Origin of the sequence: Nocardiopsis sp. LOL_012 (genome assembly GCF_048060475.1) — a bacterium.
Lineage (GTDB): Bacteria > Actinomycetota > Actinomycetes > Streptosporangiales > Streptosporangiaceae > Nocardiopsis.
Genome location: NZ_JBHMIV010000001.1, coordinates 28,436 through 48,139 on the forward strand (window position 1 = coordinate 28,436; position 19,704 = coordinate 48,139).

14 protein-coding genes are annotated in these 19,704 nt (G+C 71.7%); 7 read left to right on the forward strand and 7 right to left on the reverse strand.

The genetic code is table 11. The annotated features are described in order from the left end of the window. Positions 1 to 81: 81 nt before the first annotated feature. Positions 82 to 1,341: an ornithine--oxo-acid transaminase gene (rocD, locus tag ACFHWE_RS00135; RefSeq protein ID WP_416598458.1), complete on the forward strand. Its 1,260-nt coding sequence runs from the start codon at positions 82 to 84 to the stop codon at positions 1,339 to 1,341. Here the strand turns inward: rocD and ACFHWE_RS00140 are convergent. Next, on the reverse strand, positions 1,328 to 2,656 hold the full coding sequence (locus ACFHWE_RS00140) for an SGNH/GDSL hydrolase family protein (protein WP_416598459.1): 1,329 nt from the start codon (positions 2,654 to 2,656) through the stop codon (positions 1,328 to 1,330). The two genes, rocD and ACFHWE_RS00140, sit on opposite strands and share 14 nt — an antisense overlap. 225 nt (positions 2,657 to 2,881) lie before the next feature. Beyond that, a complete protein-coding gene (locus ACFHWE_RS00145) occupies positions 2,882 to 3,373 on the reverse strand; it encodes a DUF3291 domain-containing protein (protein ID WP_416598460.1) in 492 nt (163 codons plus the stop codon). Between the two features lie 121 nt (positions 3,374 to 3,494). Between ACFHWE_RS00145 and ACFHWE_RS00150 the strand changes: the two genes are divergently transcribed. Beyond that, the gene (locus ACFHWE_RS00150; RefSeq protein WP_416598461.1) at positions 3,495 to 4,970 is read left to right on the forward strand and encodes a PLP-dependent aminotransferase family protein; all 1,476 of its coding nucleotides are present in this window, start codon (positions 3,495 to 3,497) and stop codon (positions 4,968 to 4,970) included. A 213-nt stretch (positions 4,971 to 5,183) separates the two neighbouring features. Here the strand turns inward: ACFHWE_RS00150 and ACFHWE_RS00155 are convergent, their stop codons facing one another. Further along, positions 5,184 to 5,795, reverse strand: coding sequence for a superoxide dismutase (locus ACFHWE_RS00155; RefSeq protein WP_416598462.1), 612 nt, complete (start codon positions 5,793 to 5,795; stop codon positions 5,184 to 5,186). Positions 5,796 to 6,458: 663 nt separating this feature from the next. Between ACFHWE_RS00155 and ACFHWE_RS00160 the strand changes: the two genes are divergently transcribed. From ACFHWE_RS00160 to ACFHWE_RS00175, 4 genes are all read left to right on the forward strand, one after another. Further along, positions 6,459 to 7,484: an O-methyltransferase gene (locus ACFHWE_RS00160; RefSeq protein WP_416598463.1), complete on the forward strand. Its 1,026-nt coding sequence runs from the start codon at positions 6,459 to 6,461 to the stop codon at positions 7,482 to 7,484. 40 nt (positions 7,485 to 7,524) lie between these two features. Then, positions 7,525 to 9,549 carry a glycosyltransferase gene (locus tag ACFHWE_RS00165; protein WP_416598464.1) on the forward strand — a complete coding sequence of 675 codons (2,025 nt, stop codon included), beginning with the start codon at positions 7,525 to 7,527 and terminating at the stop codon, positions 9,547 to 9,549. Next, positions 9,546 to 11,204, forward strand: coding sequence for a glycosyltransferase (locus ACFHWE_RS00170; RefSeq protein WP_416598465.1), 1,659 nt, complete (start codon positions 9,546 to 9,548; stop codon positions 11,202 to 11,204). The genes ACFHWE_RS00165 and ACFHWE_RS00170 overlap by 4 nt, the downstream gene beginning before the upstream one ends. 199 nt (positions 11,205 to 11,403) lie before the next feature. Beyond that, on the forward strand, positions 11,404 to 13,062 hold the full coding sequence (locus ACFHWE_RS00175) for a glycosyltransferase (RefSeq protein WP_416598466.1): 1,659 nt from the start codon (positions 11,404 to 11,406) through the stop codon (positions 13,060 to 13,062). On the opposite strand, the gene ACFHWE_RS00180 is transcribed toward ACFHWE_RS00175, so the two are convergent. From ACFHWE_RS00180 to ACFHWE_RS00195, 4 genes are all read right to left on the reverse strand, one after another. Further along, a complete protein-coding gene (locus tag ACFHWE_RS00180; RefSeq protein WP_416598467.1) occupies positions 13,059 to 13,514 on the reverse strand; it encodes a MaoC family dehydratase in 456 nt (151 codons plus the stop codon). The genes ACFHWE_RS00175 and ACFHWE_RS00180 overlap by 4 nt on opposite strands. A gap of 70 nt (positions 13,515 to 13,584) precedes the next feature. Continuing rightward, complete coding sequence (locus tag ACFHWE_RS00185; RefSeq protein WP_416598468.1) at positions 13,585 to 14,772, reverse strand: enolase C-terminal domain-like protein; 1,188 nt, start codon at positions 14,770 to 14,772, stop codon at positions 13,585 to 13,587. Between the two features lie 120 nt (positions 14,773 to 14,892). Next, positions 14,893 to 16,014 (reverse strand): alanine dehydrogenase, encoded by a 1,122-nt coding sequence (gene ald, locus ACFHWE_RS00190; RefSeq protein ID WP_416598469.1) that lies wholly within the window; start codon positions 16,012 to 16,014, stop codon positions 14,893 to 14,895. 181 nt (positions 16,015 to 16,195) lie between these two features. Next, positions 16,196 to 17,410: an amidohydrolase family protein gene (locus ACFHWE_RS00195; protein ID WP_416598470.1), complete on the reverse strand. Its 1,215-nt coding sequence runs from the start codon at positions 17,408 to 17,410 to the stop codon at positions 16,196 to 16,198. 234 nt (positions 17,411 to 17,644) lie between these two features. Between ACFHWE_RS00195 and ACFHWE_RS00200 the strand changes: the two genes are divergently transcribed. Then, positions 17,645 to 19,687 carry a cytochrome c oxidase assembly protein gene (locus ACFHWE_RS00200; protein ID WP_416598471.1) on the forward strand — a complete coding sequence of 681 codons (2,043 nt, stop codon included), beginning with the start codon at positions 17,645 to 17,647 and terminating at the stop codon, positions 19,685 to 19,687. Positions 19,688 to 19,704 lie beyond the last annotated feature (17 nt).

Consider the following 19,704-nt stretch of genomic DNA (forward strand, 5'->3'; position numbering starts at 1 on the left):
GGGGCCTGTGGGGGCTCGATCCGGCCCGATCGTGGGTAAGAACCCAGGTGACAGGCGGTCAAGGGCGATCGGAGTGATCAGATGAGCCACACCCAGCACCCGGGCATCGGGGAACCCGGCGGACGGACGCTCTCCAGCGAGGAGCACATCGAACTCGCGCGGACGCGGTCGGCGCACAACTACGCGCCCCTGCCCGTCGTGATCGCCGAGGGACGGGGGGCCTGGGTGACCGACGTGGAGGGCCGCCGGTACCTGGACTGCCTGGCCGGGTACTCGGCCATGAACTTCGGCCACGGCAACCCGGACCTGCTCGCCGCGGCCCACCGCCAGCTCGACCGTGTGACGCTCACGAGCCGTGCCTTCCACAACGACCGTTTCGGCCCCTGGGTCGCCGCCCTGGCCGACCTGGCGGGGAAGGAGCGGGTCCTGCCGATGAACACCGGCGCCGAGGCGGTGGAGACCGCCGTCAAGGTGGCCCGCAAGTGGGCCTACGAGGTCAAGGGCGTCCCCGACGGGGAGGCGACCATCATCGTGGCCGGCGGCAACTTCCACGGCCGCACCACCACGATCGTCTCCTTCTCCTCCGACTCCGAGGCCCGCGACGGCTTCGGCCCCTACACCCCCGGGTTCAGGACGGTGCCCTACGGCGACGCGCGGGCCGTCGAGGAGGCCGTCGACGCCACCACGGCCGCGGTCCTCGTCGAACCCGTGCAGGGGGAGGCGGGCGTCATAGTCCCTCCGCAGGACTACCTGCCGCGGATCAGGGAGGTCTGCGATCGCGAACGGGTGCTGTTCATCGCCGACGAGGTCCAGTCGGGCCTGGGGCGCACCGGCACCGTCCGCGCGTGCGAGCACAGCGGTGTGGTGCCCGACGCCTACCTGTTCGGCAAGGCGCTCGGCGGCGGCATCCTCCCGGTGTCGGCGATGGTGGCCGACGAGGACGTCCTCGGGGTCCTCCGCCCCGGCCAGCACGGCAGCACGTTCGGCGGCAACCCCCTCGCGGGGGCCGTGGGGCATGCGGTCACCACGATGCTGGCCGAGGGGCCCTATCTGGAGAACGCCCGCCGCCTGGGCGAGTTGCTCGACCGCCGCCTCAAGGAGTTGGTGGGCGACGGCGTCGTCGCGGCGCGCAGCATCGGACTCTGGGCGGGGGTCGACGTCGACCCCGCGCTGGGCACCGGCAAGGAGCTGTGCCTGAGGCTGGCCGAGCACGGAGTCCTGGCCAAGGACACCCACGGACCCACCGTCCGCCTGTCACCGCCGCTGGTGATCAGCGAGGAGGACCTCGACTGGGGCCTGGACCGCTTCGCCGAGGTCCTCGACGAGCTCAGGGAGCGCTAGAGGCACCGTCGGGCGGTGGGGCGGACGCCCCGCCCGAGGGTGAGGCCGCGGTCTCCGAATCCTCCGAGGCCGCGGCCTCCGGGCGGTCCAGGGGGCCGCCGAGCTCGGCGGCCAGCAGCTCCGAGTCCACGCGGTCGAGGGTCTCCTGGGAGGCGAACAGCGTCCGCTCCGGCCCCTCCTCCACCTGGAGGCGCACCCGGTCGGCGATGGAGAGCTGGCCCTGGGCGGTGGGGTGGAAGCTCGCCCGGTCGATGCGCAACCCCTGGCCCAGTTGCTCTCCGAGGACGATGCCGTTCAGCCACGACTCCTCGGCGCTGACCTCGTACCCGTTGAGCGCGGAGAAGGTGTTGACGTACTCCACGCTGCCGACCCCGCGCTCCCCGTAGACGTCGCCGTCCAGCCGGTAGACGGTGTCGCGGATGCGGTCGTTGAGCCGTTGCCCGACCCCGTTCAGCCACTGCTGGTCGCTCACGGTGAGGGTGTAGTACATCCCCTCGGGCTCCTCCGGGAACAGCCGCGGGTAGCCGAGCACGAGGACGCGGGCGTCGGGCGCGCGGTCGCGGATCTGGCCGATGATCTCGACCAGGTCCTCCTCGAACCGGTCCAGCCGCTCGGTGATCTCGTCCTCCTGCCCGGTGCACACCCCGCTCTCGATCAGCGGCATCCGCACCATGCAGGTGCGCAGGACGGGGATGAACCCCAGGTCGTTGCCGCCGATCCCGAGGGTGACCAGGGACGTGTGCTCGGTGACCCGGTCTATCTGCGACTCGGGGGTGCCGATCTCCTCCAGCAGCTCCCGGCCCCGGTGACCGCTGCACGCGTAGAAGCCGAGGTCCCCGGCGAAGGAGAACTCCTCCGCGATCACCCGGGAGTAGGCGTGCTCGGAACGCCAGCAGCCTCCCGGTTCCCCGGTCCCGGCCTCGTAGTCCCCGGCACCGTCCCCCGAGGAGTAGGAGTCGCCCAGCGCCACGTAGTTGCCCCACAGGGCCGCCTCCTGCGGCTCCAGGACCACCCGTCCGTCGCTCACCTCGTCCTCGGTGAGGGGAGGGAGCTCCTCGACGGGGCAGACGCCCCCGGTGGACTCGCACCACAGGCGCACGAGCGCCTCGCGGCTGGTGGGCACGACCAGGGTGAAGACCAGGGCCATGGCCGCCACCGCGGCGGTGACCAGGGCGGCGCGGGCGCGGCGCCGGCCTTTCGGCCGGTCTCGCGTCGGCCTGTGACCGGGCCGGCCGAACTCGGGGGACTCCGGGACGGGGGGGTCCTCCCGGGACGGGGGAGCGGGGGTCGAGGCTCCGTCATCACGCATTGACACGTCCGCTTACGCCTCCCGGGTCCGGACCGTCCTTGTTGCCAGCGACAGACTACCCGCACGGATCGGTCCTGGTCGGATGAGGCAGGACCGGCCCAGCGGCGGCCAATCCCGCTGGGACGGTCCCTGCCCTCCGTGCCAGGGAGGCGGTTCCCACTCTGCCGGATCCCCAGGGGGCCCGGTAGAGCGAAGTCCACAAACTTAGGTGGAAAACCTGGTAGGACCGGACTACATCCGGGACGGAGGCGGCACCGGGGAGCGCAGGGTGAACGCCCCGGGCCCGGGCCCGTGTTCGCGCAGGTGTTCGGAGCGCCGCAGCGCCTCACGGCCGGTGACCTCGTCGGCACGGGCCCACCACAGGGTGCGCTCCACGGTCGGGAACACCCCGGTCCGCGCGCGGAAGGCCAGGAGGTCGGTGTGCGCGGCCGTCACGAAGTCCCGCAGACCCACCGGTGACGTCCACAGGGCCACCGTGCGATGCTCCTCGTCCCCGTCCTCGGTGTGGACCTCGCCCAGGGAGTCGGGGTGGCCACGGGCCCGGTCCCGCAGCGCCCGGGTGAGGAGGGCCAGCGCGCCGCGGTGGTCCGCGTCCGCGGACACGGTGAGCGCCTCGGCCAGAACGGTCGGCCCGCGCTCTCCGGTCCGCGGTGCGGGCAGACCGGCGGGGGAGGGCGGAGCGGTGGTGTCGGGGGTGTTTCGCCAAGGGATCTGGGTCCGCATCGAAGACTCCGAATAACAGTGGACTGCGATAAAGGGTCCACTTTGGCTCTGGTGGACCTCGCCTTTCAGGTGCCATTCTGGTGGGAGGTGTGCCCACGCAGTAGATCCAATGGAGCGAAAAATGGACCCTTCTCGGACGGTGGCCTCCCTCGTCGACCATCTCGGCGCCTGGACGGACGGGGACGGGCCGCTCTACCGTCGGCTTGCAGCCGGCCTGCGCGGCCTGGTCGGCCAGGGCACGCTCACGGCGGGCGAGCGGCTGCCCTCCGAACGGGCGCTCGCCACGGCCCTGCGCGTCAGCCGAACCACGGTCGTGGCCGCCTACGACGCCCTGCGCTCGGACGGCGTCCTCGACAGCAGGCGGGGCAGCGGAACCAGGGTCAGCGCCAGCGTCGGCCCGGTGCGCTCCGACGGCTGGGTGCCCGGCAGCCACGCCAACCCGATGTACCAGAACCTGCTGCGTGACACCCCGAAGGTCATCTCCGTGGCCTGCCTGCGCACGCCGGCACTGGAGGCCGTGGCGGAGGCCGTCCGCGATGTCGTGGACCACGACCTGCCCGCGCTCATGGCCGACGACACCTACCACCCGCGCGGGCTGCCCGTGCTGCGCGAGGCCGTCGCTGACCACTACACCGGCCGGGGGCTGCCGACCACACCCGACCAGATCGTGGTCACGACCGGGGCCCACCAGGCGGTCGTCCTCGTCTCCCAGCTCTACCTGCGGGAGGGTTCACCCGTGGTCACGGAGGACCCCGGTTTCGCGGGCTGCCTGGACCTCATGCGCGACCGGGGAGCGCGCTTCCACCCCGTTTCCCTGGACGGCCAGGGCATCGACGCCAACGGCGTCCGTCGGGCCGTCGCCGAGCACGCCCCCCACCTGATCTACACCATGCCCTCGTACCACAACCCGACCGGCGTGCTCATGTCAGCGGCCCGCCGCCGTGAACTGGGCGAGCTGTCGGCCAGGTGCGGCGTCCCGATCCTGGAGGACAACGCCTACACCGGCATGCGCGCCCCGGACGAGCCCCCGCCGATCGCCGCCCACGCCCCCCGGGAAGCCGAGGTGATCACGGTCGACTCGCTGTCCAAGGTGGGGTGGGCGGGCATCCGCCTGGGCTGGCTGCGGGCGCCCACGGAGATCGCGATGCGGCTGAGCCGCCGCAAGGTCCTGGCAGACTTGGGCAGCCCCCTGCTGGACCAGGCCGTGGCCGTGCGGCTGCTGCGCGGCTACGACGCGCTCGCCGCCCGGCGCTCTGAGCAGTTGACGGAGGCGCTCGACCGGGCGGAGCGCCTGCTGCGCGCCTCCGTGCCCTCTTGGGAGTGGGAGCGGCCCGCGGGCGGGGGAGCCCTGTGGATCCGGCTGCCCGGGGCGGACGCCCGGGAGTTCGCCCAGGTCGCCCTCTCCCACGGGGTCGAGATCATGGCGGGTCCGGTGATGACCTCCAGCGGCGGAGAGCGGTTCGCCGAGTACATCCGGCTGCCCTTCGCCTACGACGAGGAGACGCTGGAGGAGTTGGTGCGGCGGCTGAGCCGGGCCTGGCGCGAACTCGACCGCCACGGCCCCGTCGTGGCCGACCCCGCGCGGGTCGTGGTCTGAACGGCCCGCGACAGCGGTGGGGGCGGCCTCTCACGTGGAGAGGCCGCCCCTGACACGTACACACCGCACCCGGTTCCGATCGGGATCGGACCGCGCCGCCAGGCGTCCGTTGAGGGCGGTGGCGGGTGACGGGTGGGCCGGACCGCGCCGCCAGGCGTCCGTTGAGGGCGGTGGCGGGTGACGGGTGGGCCGGACCGTGCCGACGCGCAAGCCCTAGAAGCTGACCGCGCGGGCCTTGGCGAAGCGCTCCTGGACGTCGGCCCAGTTGACCACGTTCCAGAACGCCTTGACGTAGTCCGCCTTCACGTTCTTGTACTGAAGGTAGAAGGCGTGCTCCCACATGTCCAGCATCAGCAGCGGGACCGTGCTGTGGGGGATGTTGGCCTGCTGGTCGTAGAGCTGCTCGATGATGAGCCGCTGGCCCAGCGGCTCGTAGGCGAGGATCGCCCAGCCCGAACCCTGGATGCTGTTGGCCGCCGCGCCGAAGTGGGCGCGGAAGGCGTCGAAGGAGCCGAACTGGTCGTCGATGGCGGCGCCCAGTTCGCCCTCGGGCTTGTCACCGCCGTCGGCGGAGAGGTTCTGCCAGAAGATGGAGTGGTTGACGTGTCCGCCCAGGTGGAAGGCGAGGTTCTTCTCCAGCATCGGGATGGTGCCGAAGTCGTTCTTCTCCCGGGCCTCCGCCATCTTCTCCAGGGCGGTGTTGGCACCGGCCACGTAGGCGGCATGGTGCTTGGAGTGGTGAAGCTCCATGATCTCACCCGAGATCCACGGCTCCAGGGCCGCGTAGTCGTAGGACAGCTCGGGCAGCGAGTATGGCGCAGACATCTCTACGCACCTTTCCAGTGACGCGATTCGTCGTGGTTACCAGCGATGGGATCGCTAGGCAGCAAGCTATCAGCCGAGCGGCCGCAAGCCCCAGGCCAGGCTCTTCACATGCCGGAGCGGGAATAAACCTTGCCGGACGGGGGCGCTGGCGCACCGGGCGGCTCCGCCAACTGTGAGTGTGCGGGCGGGCGGTGGTCCGGGGCGGAGGCGGTCCCTGGCCGCCGCGCCGGTTGTGTCCCCTTCGTCAGGGGAAGTGTGAACGCTCCGAGATCCGCGTATTCCCCACTTCCACACGCCACCGAAGGATCTTTGGAACACCGGTTCCTTTCCGTTCGCCCGGGGGAGCGGGAACGGACACCGATACCGGTGCTACGCCGAGCGGACCCCGCCGTACGCTTCAGGGAATATCAGGCATCCGGTGGAAGAAGGGGAGGTGATGAGGACATGAACACTCGGATCTTTGCGCCGCGGTCCGCTTTCGATTCCCTCACAGGTGGGCACGGGTGTTCTTTTGACCCGTTAGTGTCACAACCATTGTCCATCCTCCCTCCGGTGCCGAAGGAACGCTCGCCAGTCAGACCGGTTCGGGTAGAAAAGGACCCTCACCGGGCCTGTGCCGCCCCACCCCCTCGCCAGCGTCAGAAATCCGTGGAGGTCGTCGCCATGCGCGCCGTACTACGCCGCCGATCGTTCCTGCTCGCCGCAGCCGCCGCAGCCGCCGCGGCCGTCGCGGTCGTGGTGGCAGCCCCGACGGCCCTAGCGGTCCTCGGCCCGGCCAGTCCGGGCGAGGCGCTCCTGCTCGCGGCGACGTTCCTGCTCGGTGCCCTGGTGGCCGCACTGGGGCTTACGGTCCTCCGCCTCCAGCGCGCCGTGGCCGGCGTGCCCGCCGCCCTCGACCGGCACACCCGCCTCGTCACCGAGGCCTTGGGTAGGGACCGCCTGGAGATCACCCGCTCCCTGGACTCGGTCTCCCACCGCCTCCCCGGTCCCTCCTTCCCCCGACAGCTCCGTGAGATCGTCACCGCCCAGGGCCGCGACGACTACGAACAGCAGGTCGCCTGGACCGAACTGCGCGAGTGGCTGGACACCGCCCCCTTCATGCCGTCCCTGCGCGGATGGGCCGCCTCCCCCGACGTCCTGAGGACCCTGGTCCGCCACATCGACCGGCTCCGCCCCGAACTCGTCGTGGAACTCGGCAGCGGCGCCTCCAGTATCTGGATCGGGTACGCGCTGCGGCGTGCGGGCCACGGACGGCTCGTCGCGATCGACCACGACGCCGCCTACGCCGAACTCACCCGGGAGATGGTCGCCGCGCACGGGCTCGGCGACGTCGTCGAGGTCCGCCACGCCCCCTTGGCCGAGATCAAGGCTACCGAGGTCGAGGTCGGCGGCGAGGTGGTCCGGACCGCCGGCCTCTGGTACGACCCCGAGCCCCTGGCCGACCTGGAGGGCATCGGCCTGGTCTTCGTCGACGGACCCCCCAAGCCGACCGGCCGCCTGGTCCGCTACCCCGCCGTCCCGGTGCTCCTGCCGCGTTGCCGGGAGGACGCCGTCATCGTCCTGGACGACGCCGACCGCGTCGACGAGCGCGCCGCCGGAGACCGCTGGCTCACCGAGTACCCCGAGCTCAGGCGCACCGAGGAACCGACGGAGAAGGGCACCCACGTGTTCAGCCGCAGGGGGGCCTGACCTCCGCGCCCCGACCATCCACCCATCGCCGAGGACACCGATGATCACCACCGTTCTCCGGAACGCCCTACGCACACGCGGCCCCGAAGCCGCCGTGCTGTGCCACGCGGGCGCGCACGACACCGCGCGTGCTCCTCTGACCGGACTGCCGCTGCGGTCGGGCGACCGCCTCGTGGACCTGGACACCCACCCCATGGGCGAACAGGTCCTGGAGGGCGACCCAGAGACGACGGAGGCCGGGCTGGTGGCGGTCGTGGCCGCCACCGCCACCGACCTGAACCGGGCGCTGACCGTGAGCACGCACCTGCCCAGGGCCGTGCACGTGGTCGTCGCCTTGGTGTCCACACCCGGCCACCAGGACCCGCCCATCCCGGCCTCGCCGGGGCTGGGACAGTGGCGCGACATCCAAGAGGTGCGTGTGCGCCGCATGGATGACCGGGGGTGGCTGTGCGAACTGTTCTTCCCCAACGCGGTCGACACGCCCGAAGCGCTCGACGCGGTCATGCACGGCACCCGTGGGCGCAGACGCCCCCCTGCGCTTGGCCCGCTGGCCGCGCTGCACGGTGCCGAGGGCGCCCTGTGGCGGCCGGGTGACATCAAGGCCGTGGGCGTACCGGCGGAGGGACCCGTCCCGCTGCGCAGGGTCAGCCCCAGAGCCGACCTGGTGCTGCGGGTGAGCGGCGAGGAGTCGCTGCCCGAGTGGTCGGACCCCGCTCCGGCCCTGGAGCGGGCCACCACCGGTGCCGATGCCTGGGAGCGGATCGCCGCACCCGGCGGCCACGCGCGCGCCCGTACGGTCGACGCCGCTGTTCGGGAAGCCGGTGACGAAGTGGTGCACACGGTCGCGCCCATCGACGAACTCACCGTCAACCCCGTGGGGTTCACCAAGCGCACCGGGGCGGCCATGGCCGATCTCACGGTCGGGGACGGGCGTGCCGTGGTGCGCCAGGGTGGCAAGGACCTGGTGGTCGTGCCGGCCGACGGCACCGTCACCGACGTCGACCTCTCACGCCTGCGCTCCTTGCGGGGCGTCCGGGTGGACTGGTCCGGGCACACCGGTCCGGCCTCCGCCGTGCGGGCGGTGGCCTCGCTGGCCGCGGGCGGGGTTCCGTTGGTGAGCGGCCCCGTTCCCGACTGGGCCGCCGCCCTCGGCCGTCCTCTCGCCGGGGCCCTGCTCTCGGCTGAGGAACGCGACCTGGCTCACCTGCTGACGCGGGAAGAGCACAGTGTCCGGCTGCGGCGGGCCGCCCTGTACACCCACGGCCTGCGCGCGCGGTGGCGGGCGATGGCGGTCCAGGCCGGTCTGCCCGTGCCCGCCGAGCCGGCGGTGTCGGTGATCCTGTGCACTCGGCGGCCGGAGATGGTGGGGTTCGCACTGGCCCAGATCGCCCGCCAGCGCGGGGTGGACGTCGAGGTGGTGCTCACCCTGCACGGCTTCCCCGCCTCGTTGCCGGAAGTCGCCCCTGCCATCGCCGGGTTCCGGGCCACGGGGCTGCCGGTCACCGTCCACGAGGCGCCAGCCGACCAGATCTTCGGCTCCGTGCTCAACGACACCGTGGCCAGGGCATCCGGTGACCTCATCGCCAAGTGGGACGACGACGACTGGTACGGCCCCGACCACCTCTCCGACCTGTTGTTGGCCCGAACCTACTCCGGGGCCGAGCTCGTCGGCTGCTCCCAGGACTTCGTCTACCTCCAAGAGGTCGACCGGACGGTCATGCGCCGCCAGGAGTCCGAACGGTCGGGCCGCTTCATCGCCGGGGGTACGATCCTCACCGACCGCGTGGTGCTGGAGGAGACCGGGGGTTTCCGTCCACTGCCCCGTGCCATCGACAGCCAGCTTCTGCTCGCTGTCGTTCAGGGCGGGGGTCGTATCCACCGCACGCACGGGCTCGGATACGTGCTGCGCCGCACGGGTGGTGGGCACACCTGGTCGGAGGACATCGCCTACTTCCTGCGCAACACCGATCACCAGTGGTCCGGCTGGCACCCGAGCGCCCTTCTGGAGGGTGAACCGGTCCCCTTCGGCCAGCCCGCCACCGAACACACGGGAGACATGCGTTGACCACTCTGGACACCGGCCGGGAAGCGGCCGGCGACGGCGACCCGCGAACAGCGGCACCACTTCCCCAAGGACAGGTCGACTATGCCGGACAGCCCTGGGTCAGGGGCAATGATTATTCGGTGCTTGAGCCGCCTGTTCTGGGTGGGTGGACGCCGGTGCTGTCGGTGAGTGTGGTGATTCCGGCGCACGGGCACCAGGAGAAGTTGGATCTGGTGTTGGCGGCGTTGGCGGGGCAGAGCTATCCGGGGCACCTGATGGAGGTGGTGGTGGTCGACGACGGTTCTCCGGAGCCGTTGGTGCTGCCGCAGGTGCGTCCGGAGAACACGCGTCTGATCTCTTCGGGTCCCGGGGGGTGGGGTTCGGCGCATGCGGTGAACTGCGGTGTGGCGGCCTCTTCGGGGCAGGTGGTGCTGCGGTTGGACGCGGACATGGTGGTGTACCGCGAGCATGTGGAGTCGCAGATGCGCTGGCACCACCTGGTGGACTACGGGGTGGTGCTGGGGCACAAGCTGTTCGTGGACTTCGTTCCCGGTGCGATGACGCCCGATCATGTGCGGACCGAAGTGGCCGAGGGCCGGGCGGACACCCTGTTCGATCGGGAGAGCGCCAACCCGCACTGGGTGGAGAAGACCATCGACCGGCAGGACAAGCTGAGGACCGCGGCCTCCCAGGCTTACAAGGTGTTCGTGGGGGCGACGGGGTCGCTGCACCGGGGCCTGTTCGAGGCGGCGGGGCGGATGGACCCGGGCATGGTGCTGGGCGGGGACACCGAGTTCGGGTACCGGCTGTCGCAGCAGGGTGCGGTGTTCGTCCCGGACCTGGACACGAGCAGTTGGCACCTGGGCAGCTCACAGATGCAGTCCCGCAGGGAGGAGGGCAAGCGCTACCGTCTCCCCTACGTGGCCAACCGGGTGCCCGACTACGGGCCGCGCCGTGAGCTTCCCGGACGTGCCTGGGAGGTGCCGCTGGTCGATGCGGTGCTGGACGTGGAGGGCCGCACTCTGGAGGAGGTCGAGGCCACCGCTTCGGCTTTGTTGGGCGGGACCACTCCGGATCTGCGGCTGTGGTTGGTGGGCCCGTGGGAGAATCTGGACGGGGGGCGCAGGTCTCCGCTGGACGAGGAGTGGTTGGACCTGCGGCTGGTGGGGGAGACCTTCCGGGGCGATGCGCGGGTGCACTTGGTCGAGGAGGTGCCCGAGGAGGACCCGCGCGTCCCGTTCCGCCTGCACGTTCCGACCGGAACCGGGCTCTCTCCCGTCGCCGTCGCCGACCTGGTGAGGGAGGCCGACAAGCACAAGGCGGGCCTTCTGTGCGCACCGCTGCCCGGCACTGCCCGTGCCGAGGACGGGTTCCTGCGCCTGGAGCGTGCCTCCGCCCGTGCCCGTGCCCGCCGCTTGGTGCCCGAAGCCGAGGGCAAGGAACTGGACCGGGCTGTGGAGGAGGTCCACGGAACGCACTGGATGCCCGCGGAGAGGTTCGTCGTGGCGACCGCGGCGGAGGACGATCCCGAACAGCTCCGAAAGCTCAGGGAGGAGCTCGCCAGGGCCCAGGCCGACGCGGACCGTCAGCGGGCCCGGGCCAAACGAGCCGAGCGCAAGCTGCGCTGGTTCACCCCGGGACTGGCACGCCGCGCTCTGCGCAGGATCGCCCGCTGATCCGCGACCCGCGCTCTCGGCCGCCGTCCCCTTGGGCGGCGGCCGATGTGTTGCGTCCCGCTTCGGCGCGATGAGTACTCCAGGCGACACACGACAAGAATCACACCATAAAGTTATTATTTGATTACAATGAGTGGTGATTGTCGTGTCTCCGGCGGTCCGCCGGGCCGCGCCTCGTGTTCCGGACGGAAGGACTTCCTTGACCACTTCGGACCGCACCTACGGCGGTGAACCCCGCGACGGCGCGGCTGCCGTGGCCGAGAGCGCGGAGCCGCGCGAGACCGGGGCGAACCGGGCGCAGCCCTGGGTCAGGGGCAATGATTATTCGGTGCTTGAGCCGCCTGTTCTGGGTGGGTGGACGCCGGTGCTGTCGGTGAGTGTGGTGATTCCGGCGCACGGGCACCAGGAGAAGTTGGATCTGGTGTTGGCGGCGTTGGCGGGGCAGAGCTATCCGGGGCACCTGATGGAGGTGGTGGTGGTCGACGACGGTTCTCCGGAGCCGTTGGTGCTGCCGCAGGTGCGTCCGGAGAACACGCGTCTGATCTCTTCGGGTCCCGGGGGGTGGGGTTCGGCGCATGCGGTGAACTGCGGTGTGGCGGCCTCTTCGGGGCAGGTGGTGCTGCGGTTGGACGCGGACATGGTGGTGTACCGCGAGCATGTGGAGTCGCAGATGCGCTGGCACCACCTGGTGGACTACGGGGTGGTGCTGGGGCACAAGCTGTTCGTGGACTTCGTTCCCGGTGCGATGACGCCCGATCATGTGCGGACCGAAGTGGCCGAGGGCCGGGCGGACACCCTGTTCGATCGGGAGAGCGCCAACCCGCACTGGGTGGAGAAGACCATCGACCGGCAGGACAAGCTGAGGACCGCGGCCTCCCAGGCTTACAAGGTGTTCGTGGGGGCGACGGGGTCGCTGCACCGGGGCCTGTTCGAGGCGGCGGGGCGGATGGACCCGGGCATGGTGCTGGGCGGGGACACCGAGTTCGGGTACCGGCTGTCGCAGCAGGGTGCGGTGTTCGTCCCGGACCTGGACACGAGCAGTTGGCACCTGGGCAGCTCACAGATGCAGTCCCGCAGGGAGGAGGGCAAGCGCTACCGTCTCCCCTACGTGGCCAACCGGGTGCCCGACTACGGGCCGCGCCGTGAGCTTCCCGGACGTGCCTGGGAGGTGCCGCTGGTCGATGCGGTGCTGGACGTGGAGGGCCGCACTCTGGAGGAGGTCGAGGCCACCGCTTCGGCTTTGTTGGGCGGGACCACTCCGGATCTGCGGCTGTGGTTGGTGGGCCCGTGGGAGAATCTGGACGGGGGGCGCAGGTCTCCGCTGGACGAGGAGTGGTTGGACCTGCGGCTGGTGGGGGAGACCTTCCGGGGCGATGCGCGGGTGCACTTGGTCGAGGAGGTGCCCGAGGAGGACCCGCGCGTCCCGTTCCGCCTGCACCTCCCGGTGGGAGCCCGTCCCTCCCGGTCCTGCCTGCGGAGACTGATCACCGCCGCCGACACCGACGGGGTCGGGCTCCTGCGCACACCGTTGCCGGGCGTCACGGCCGCGGCACAGGGGGAGCTGCGCCTGGAACGCCGCTGCGCCTTCGCGCGGGCCCGCCACCTGGCACCCGGGGCGCAGGGAACGGACCTCGACGGCGTCGTGGCACGGGTCTACGGGAGCCGCTGGGCCGCGCTGCCCGAGGACGGCTCCACCGAACCGGAGGACGGCCTTGGCGGGCGGGAACTGCGCCGCAGACTGGACCGCGCGCGGGCTGAGACGGAGCGGATGCGGGCCCGGGCCAAACGCGCAGAACGCAGGCTGCGCTGGTTCACCCCGGGCCTGGCACGCCGAATCCTGCGTAGGATCGTCCGTTAGGGGACCCAGAGGGCCAGGGCCTCGGCCACGAGCGCCGGCTTGTCCTTGCCCTCGATCTCCACGGTGTGGGTCATGGTGACCTGCACGCCCTTGCCGGTCTCCTTGACGTCGGACAGGACGACGTCGTCGCGCACGCGCGAGCCCACCGTCACGGGCTGCACGAAGCGCACCTTGTTCAGCCCGTAGTTGATCGACATGGTCGGCTTCTTCTCGATCGAGATGACCTGGGGCGAGAAGAAGGCGAGCAGCGACAGGGACAGGTAACCGTGGGCGATGGTCGCACCGAAGGGGCCCGAGGCGGCCTTCTCCTGGTCGATGTGGATCCACTGGTGGTCGTTGGTCGCGTCGGCGAACGTGTTGATGCGGTCTTGGTCGATCTCGAACCAGTCGGTGCAGCCCAGGTGTTCGCCCTTGGCTGCGGCCACCTCTTGGATGTCGGCGAAAACGCGCACGAGGCCTCCCTGATCGTCGGGTTCCGGCAGTACCGGAGAGTGCCCGGCAACTCTACCTAACGGTGTTCGGTTATGGTGTGGCGGCATCCGGACGACCGGTGCCCCGAAGGCCCCGGCCCCCGCTCCTCGGGCGCCGTCCCGTCGACAGCTCCCGCGTCCCGTCGGCGTCCACGAGCACCGCCCGCGCGGTGCGCTCCGTCAGCGCGGCCCGGTCCACACCGTGCCCCAGCCCGCTCTCCGCCAGCGGCACCGGAAGCACGCCCTCGTGCGCGCGTACCGCGGGAACCACCAGATCCCTGCCGCGCGTCCCCGCGGGCACCGCCTCCACCGGCAGGGATGCCCCGGCCAGCGAGGCCAGGGCAACGGTGGCGGCACGGCCCACACCGGTCACAGCCGACGAACCGCACCACACCCGCCACCCGGCGTCCGCCGCGCGGTCCACCGCGCGACGGGCCGCCGTCAGCCCGCCCAGCCGGGCGGGGTCCACGTGCACCGCACCGCCGCACTCCAGCCGCACGGCCTCGCCGAGGTCCTCCGCCGAACCCAGGGAGCGGTACAGCGCCACCGGTGTGCGCGCCCGCGTGGCGAACCGGGCGTGCGCGCGCAGGTCGTCCGCGGGGAAGGGGTCCTCGATCGCCAGCAGCCCCAACTCGTCCAACACACACAGGGCGTCCAGATCGGCCGGGTCCTCGGTGTAGCGTCCGCCCGCGTCCACCTGCAGGACCAGGAACGGGAAGGCGGCCCGCACGGCGTGCACCACGTCCGCGTCCCACCCCGGGCCGACCGGGATCCTGATTCGGCGGAAACCCGCTCCGACCTGTCGGTTGACCTCGGTGACCAGCGATTCCACCCGCTGCTGGGGCGGCAGGGTCACCCCTGCCGTCAGAGCGGTGCGCTCCCCGCCCAGGGCGTGCGAGAGCGGCATGCCCCGCTGGTGGCTCCACAGGTCCCAGCACGCGGTGTCCAGCGCCCCCGCCACGGACGCGTCCCAGGGCAGGTCGGCGAAGGCGTCGACCACTTCGGTCGGGCGCCGCCACACGTGCTCCAGCAGCGCGGGGGCGAACGCCGAAACCAGCGCCTCCCACCGCGCGGGGGAGGTCCGCGCGATCTCCCCCCAGCCGCTGAGCCCCTCGCCGTCGCCCACCCGGACCAGGACCGTGGCATCGCCGCCGGAGCCGCGCCCTCCGGACGGAGGGCGCAGCCGGACCAGTTCCACCTCGACGATCCTGGTCACGGTCGCCGATCCGGTATGTGCCACGTGTGTTCCCACCTCGGTGCCTCGTGTCCCGCCCGGAGGCGGGCTATCCGATTCGACCGTACCTCCGGCCGACCGGCCCGACCAGCCCGGGCGCGTTCCCGGTGGCACCGGGCGGTCCGCTCAGCCCTGGGCGAGGACCTCCTCCAGTTCGCGGTGCTTGAGGCCGTGCGCCTCGGCCACCGAGGCGTAGACCACCTCGCCGTCGTGGGTGTTCAGCCCTCCCGCCAGCGCGGGGTCCTCGCGCAGGGCCAGCCGCCAGCCCTGGTCCGCCAGCGCCACGACGTAGCGGAGGGTGTCCTTGGTGAGGGCGTGCGTGGACGTGTTGGGCACCGCGCCCGGCATGTTCGCCACGCAGTAGAACACGGTGTCGTGCACCGCGAACGTGGGATCGGTGTGCGTGGTGGGCCGCGAGTCCTCGAAGCAGCCGCCCTGGTCGATCGCGATGTCGACCAGGACCGCCCCCGGGCGCATCCGCGCGACCAGCTCGTTGGAGATCAGCTTGGGGGCCTTGGCGCCGGGCACCAGGACGGCACCGACCACCATGTCCGACTCCAGCACCGACAGCTCCAGCTCGAAGGTGTTGGAGACCACGGTCTTGACCTGGCCCCGGTACAGCGCGTCCACGTGGCGCAGCTTGTTCACGTTCAGGTCCAGCACCGTCACGTCCGCACCCATGCCCACGGCGACCTGGGTCGCGTTCAGCCCGGACACCCCCGCGCCGACCACGGTCACCCGCGCCGGGCGCACCCCCGGAACCCCGCCCATCAGGACCCCGCGACCGCCGTTGGGCCGCTGGAGCGTCACCGACCCCACCTGCGTGGCCAGACGCCCGGCCACCTCCGACATCGGGGCCAGCAGCGGAAGCGCGCCGTCGGGGGTCTGCACCGTCTCGTAGGCGATACCGGTGACCTTGCGGTCCAGGAGCGCGTCGGTGCACTCGCGTGAGGCCGCCAGGTGCAGGTACGTGAAGAGGATCTGCCCCTCGCGCATCCGGTGGTACTCCTCCGGGACCGGCTCCTTGACCTTGAGGATCAGCTCACCGAACTCCCACACCTCGTCGGCGGTGTCCAGGACGCGCGCGCCCGCGGCGGCGTACTCCCCGTCCGCGATCGAGGAGCCCGTCCCGGCATCGCGCTCGACGGCCACAGCGTGGCCGCGGCCGACGAGCTCGTGGACCCCGGCGGGGGTGATGGCCACTCGGTACTCGTGGTTCTTGATCTCGCGGGGCACACCGATGCGCACGGTTCCTCCAACTGGTATCTCCGTTGATACCCCCACTCTGACCTGCTTGGGCACCTCCGCGCCATCGACAACATGCCTCTGCCCGGGCCTGGTTGTTGACAGCGTGTCAGCGCGGCACGCGATGTGCGCCGCCGGTGTGAGGGACAGGAAATGCGAAGAACACGAAAACCAGGCAAAAGCCTTATTCCGGGCGGACTCGGTGCCCGGCGATCCACACCGGACCCACCGCACCGGCCAGCTCCCGTCCCGCGTACGGACTCGGGTCCCCGGCGGGCACCGCCACCGGCCGTGCACTGTCGAAGGCGACCAAGTCGGCGTCGGCACCCACACCGATCCGCCCCTTGTCCGACAGCCCCAGCAGGTCGGCCGGGCCCTGGGCCGTCCACCGCACCACGTCCTCCAGCCCCAGCCTCCGTCGGCGCGCCGCCGTCCACAGCGCGGACAGGCTCCACTCCAGGGTGTACAGCCCGTGCGCGGGCAGGTGGCCCGAACCGACCGTGGTGACCGCCGGACCGGCAGGGTCCAACAGCGCGCTCCACAGCGCCGCACGGTTGGCGTCCGAACGCAGCGGCGGGCGGCAGGCGTGTGCGGGCGAGGTCCGCACCAGCGACTCAGCGGGCAGGCAGAGGTAGTGGGGACACGTCTGAGCGGTCAGCTCCACCCCGACCGCTCCGGCCGCGGCCAGCAGCGCCGCGCACTCGGCGGCCGTGAACGGGTGCACGTGCGTGCGCGCACCGGCCATCCGCGCCGCGGCCAGCACCCGCTCCAGACCGCGCCGCTCGGCCCGCGGCGGCCGACCCGTGCCCACCGGAGGGCTGCACAGCTCCCCGGAGTCCTCCGCGTGCACCAGCAGCACCGCGTCCACGGCGGCGAGCTCCGCCATCGTCTTGCGCAGCGCGGAGTCGTCCAGCGCCGACAGGTCCGGCTCGCCGCCGTCCGACAGCGAGCACTGGAGCGCCGCGACCCCCGCGGTCAGCAGATCGGTCAGGTCCAGCGATCCGCTGTCCGCGCCCACCCCGCCCAGGAAGGACACCGAGACGGCCGTGCCCGCCGCCGCCCGCCGGTGGGCCCCGAGCGCGCCGACACGGTCCACGGCGGGCCGGGCCGGAGCCGCGGACGCCACCACACTGGTCACCCCGCCGCGCAGAGCGGCCCTGCCCACGGCCCGGTAGGACTCCGCCAGGTCCTCGCCCGGCCGGTGCACACCGGTGCCCACGTCCACCCCGCCCGGCAGTAGGGCCGTGTCCCCCAGGTCGGTGACCGTGCGGGCGGGCATCGCCGTGTCGTAACCCGCCACGGCCTCGATACGGCCGTCCCTGATCCCGACGGCGCGCGGCCCGGACCCCTCCGGCGTCACCACGCACCGGGACCTGATCACACTGTCGAACTCGGCCATGCGCCACCTTTTCGCGATGTCGGCACGACCGTACCGCCGGGGCGCCCACTGCGGGGGCGGAACGCGTGAATCCCGAGCATCCCCCGAGAAGAGGGAGTCGATCGGGCGGTTTAACCTGGAACGCGGTGCGTCCTCCCCGCGAGGCCACCGACCGGTCCGGCCGCGCCCCACAGGCGGTACTCCGCGACCGGGAGCGCCGACCAGCCGAGAACGAACCCGAAGACGGAGTGGCGCGTGGCTCCTCCCCTGCATGACACGACCCCGACCCAGGACGCCCCCGGCACCGCCCGGGTGCCGCTCTTCGCCGGGGCGGCCGCACTCCTGTGCCTGGCGGCACTGGCCTGCACCCTCCTCCTGGGCGGTGCCGCCTACCCCGAACTCATCCCCGGCCTGCCGGACGCGGGCCAGGGGGTGCGCTGGGGGCTGCCCCTGGCCAAGGTCGTGATGGACGCCTCCGCCGTCCTGGCGGTCGGCCTCCTCCTACTGGGCGCAGTCCTGCTCCCCTCCGACAAGGGGGTCCTCAGCGACCAGGCCGGCTACTACGTGCGCGGAGCCACCTGGGCCGCCCTGGCATGGGCGACCGCCGCCGTGTTCACCCTCTACTTCCAGGCGTCGGAGTTCCTGGCCCTGCCCGTCGGCAGTGTCAGCGTCGACGAGGTCACCGCCTTCGCCGGTTCGGTCGACACCGGCATCGCCATGATGTTCGTCGTGCTCATCACGACCGGGATCGCCCTGTTCGGCCGGACGGTCACCTCCGCCACCGGAGCCCTCTGGCTGCTCATCGCCGCCGTGGTGGCGCTCACACCCCCCGGGCTGACCGGCCACTCGGCCTCCGCCGGCGCGCACGAACTCGCCATCACCGCCCTGGCCATGCACATCATCACGATCTCCGCCTGGGTGGGCGGCCTGGCCGCCGTCACCTACCACGCCATGCGCAAGGACGCCCAGGCGCCGGAGACGGCCGTCGCCCGCTTCAGCCGCATGGCCCTATGGCTGTACGCGGGGGTGGCCATCAGCGGGATCGGCAGCGCGCTGGCCCGGCTCTACAGCGCCTCCGAACTCTTCACGACCGCCTACGGCCTCATCATGCTCGTCAAGCTCGCGCTCTTCGCCCTCCTCGGGGTGTTCGGCTACATGCAGCGCGAGTACGCCCTCAAGCGGATCCACGACGCGAAGGGGGACGGCGCCCTCCAGAGGCGGCAGTTCCTGTTCCTCGCGGGCATCGAGACCATGGTCATGGCCGCCGTCATCGGCATCTCCGTCGCGCTGGGCCGGACCGCGCCCCCGCCGCCGCTGGACAGCGAGGTCGACCCGGCCGCGGTGATCCTCGGCTTCCCCGTGCCGCCGCCCATGGACACGGTGCAACTGCTCACGCTCTGGCGCCCCGACCTGTTCTTCATCATGTTCGTCGCCGTCGCCGGAGGGCTGTACGCGGCGGCCGTCGTCCGGCTGCGGCGCCGGGGGGACACCTGGCCGGCCAGCCGCACGGTCTTCTTCGCACTGGGCCTGCTCAGCGTCGTCGCCGTCTTGCTGAGCGGCTTCGCCACCTACGCCATGGTGCTGTTCTCGGCGCACATGATCCAGCACATGGTGCTCGCCATGCTCACCCCGATCCTGCTGGTCCTGGGCGCCCCGGCCACCCTGGCCCTGCGCGCCCTCAAACCCGCACGCCGACGCGGGGACCGGGGGCCGCGCGAGTGGCTGACCCTGTTCCTCAACAGCCGCTTCTCCAAGGTGGTGACGCATCCGGCGGTCGCCGCACCGCTGTTCGTCTTCAGCCCCTACGCGCTGTACTTCACGCCGCTGTTCGGCGCGCTGATGAACGACCACCTCGGCCACCTGTTCATGAGCGCCCACTTCCTCGTCTCGGGCTTCCTCTTCTACTGGATCATCATCGGCGTGGACCCCGCGCCCCGGAAGATCCCCTACTTCCTGCGCATCCTCCTGCTGATGGTCTCCATGGGCTTCCACGCCTTCTTCGGCATCACGATCATGATGCAGACCGGCCCCATCGCCCCGGAGTTCTACGGACAGTTCGAGGTCCCCTGGAGCGACGGCCTGGCGGAGGACCAGTACACCGGCGGCGGCGTCGCCTGGGCGCTCGGGGAGATCCCCACCACCCTGGTCCTGGTCATGCTGGTCGGCCAGTGGTTCCGCGACGACCAGAAACAGGAGCGCAGGCGCGAACGGCACAGCCGCCGCGACGGCTCCGACGACGCCGACCTGGACGCCTACAACGCCTACCTCGCCGAACTGGACCGGCGCTCACAGCGCTGAGCCGTGCCCGCGCGTGA

What these genes read in the sequence shown, in the direction of transcription:
- rocD (WP_416598458.1), top strand. Translation starts at nt 82, where the DNA reads ATGAGCCACACCCAGCACCCGGGCATCGGGGAACCCGGCGGACGGACG.
- ACFHWE_RS00145 (WP_416598460.1), bottom strand. Translation starts at nt 3,373, where the DNA reads ATGCGGACCCAGATCCCTTGGCGAAACACCCCCGACACCACCGCTCCG.
- ACFHWE_RS00160 (WP_416598463.1), top strand. Translation starts at nt 6,459, where the DNA reads ATGCGCGCCGTACTACGCCGCCGATCGTTCCTGCTCGCCGCAGCCGCC.
- ACFHWE_RS00165 (WP_416598464.1), top strand. Translation starts at nt 7,525, where the DNA reads ATGATCACCACCGTTCTCCGGAACGCCCTACGCACACGCGGCCCCGAA.
- ACFHWE_RS00195 (WP_416598470.1), bottom strand. Translation starts at nt 17,410, where the DNA reads ATGGCCGAGTTCGACAGTGTGATCAGGTCCCGGTGCGTGGTGACGCCG.
- ACFHWE_RS00150 (WP_416598461.1), top strand. Translation starts at nt 3,495, where the DNA reads ATGGACCCTTCTCGGACGGTGGCCTCCCTCGTCGACCATCTCGGCGCC.
- ACFHWE_RS00155 (WP_416598462.1), bottom strand. Translation starts at nt 5,795, where the DNA reads ATGTCTGCGCCATACTCGCTGCCCGAGCTGTCCTACGACTACGCGGCC.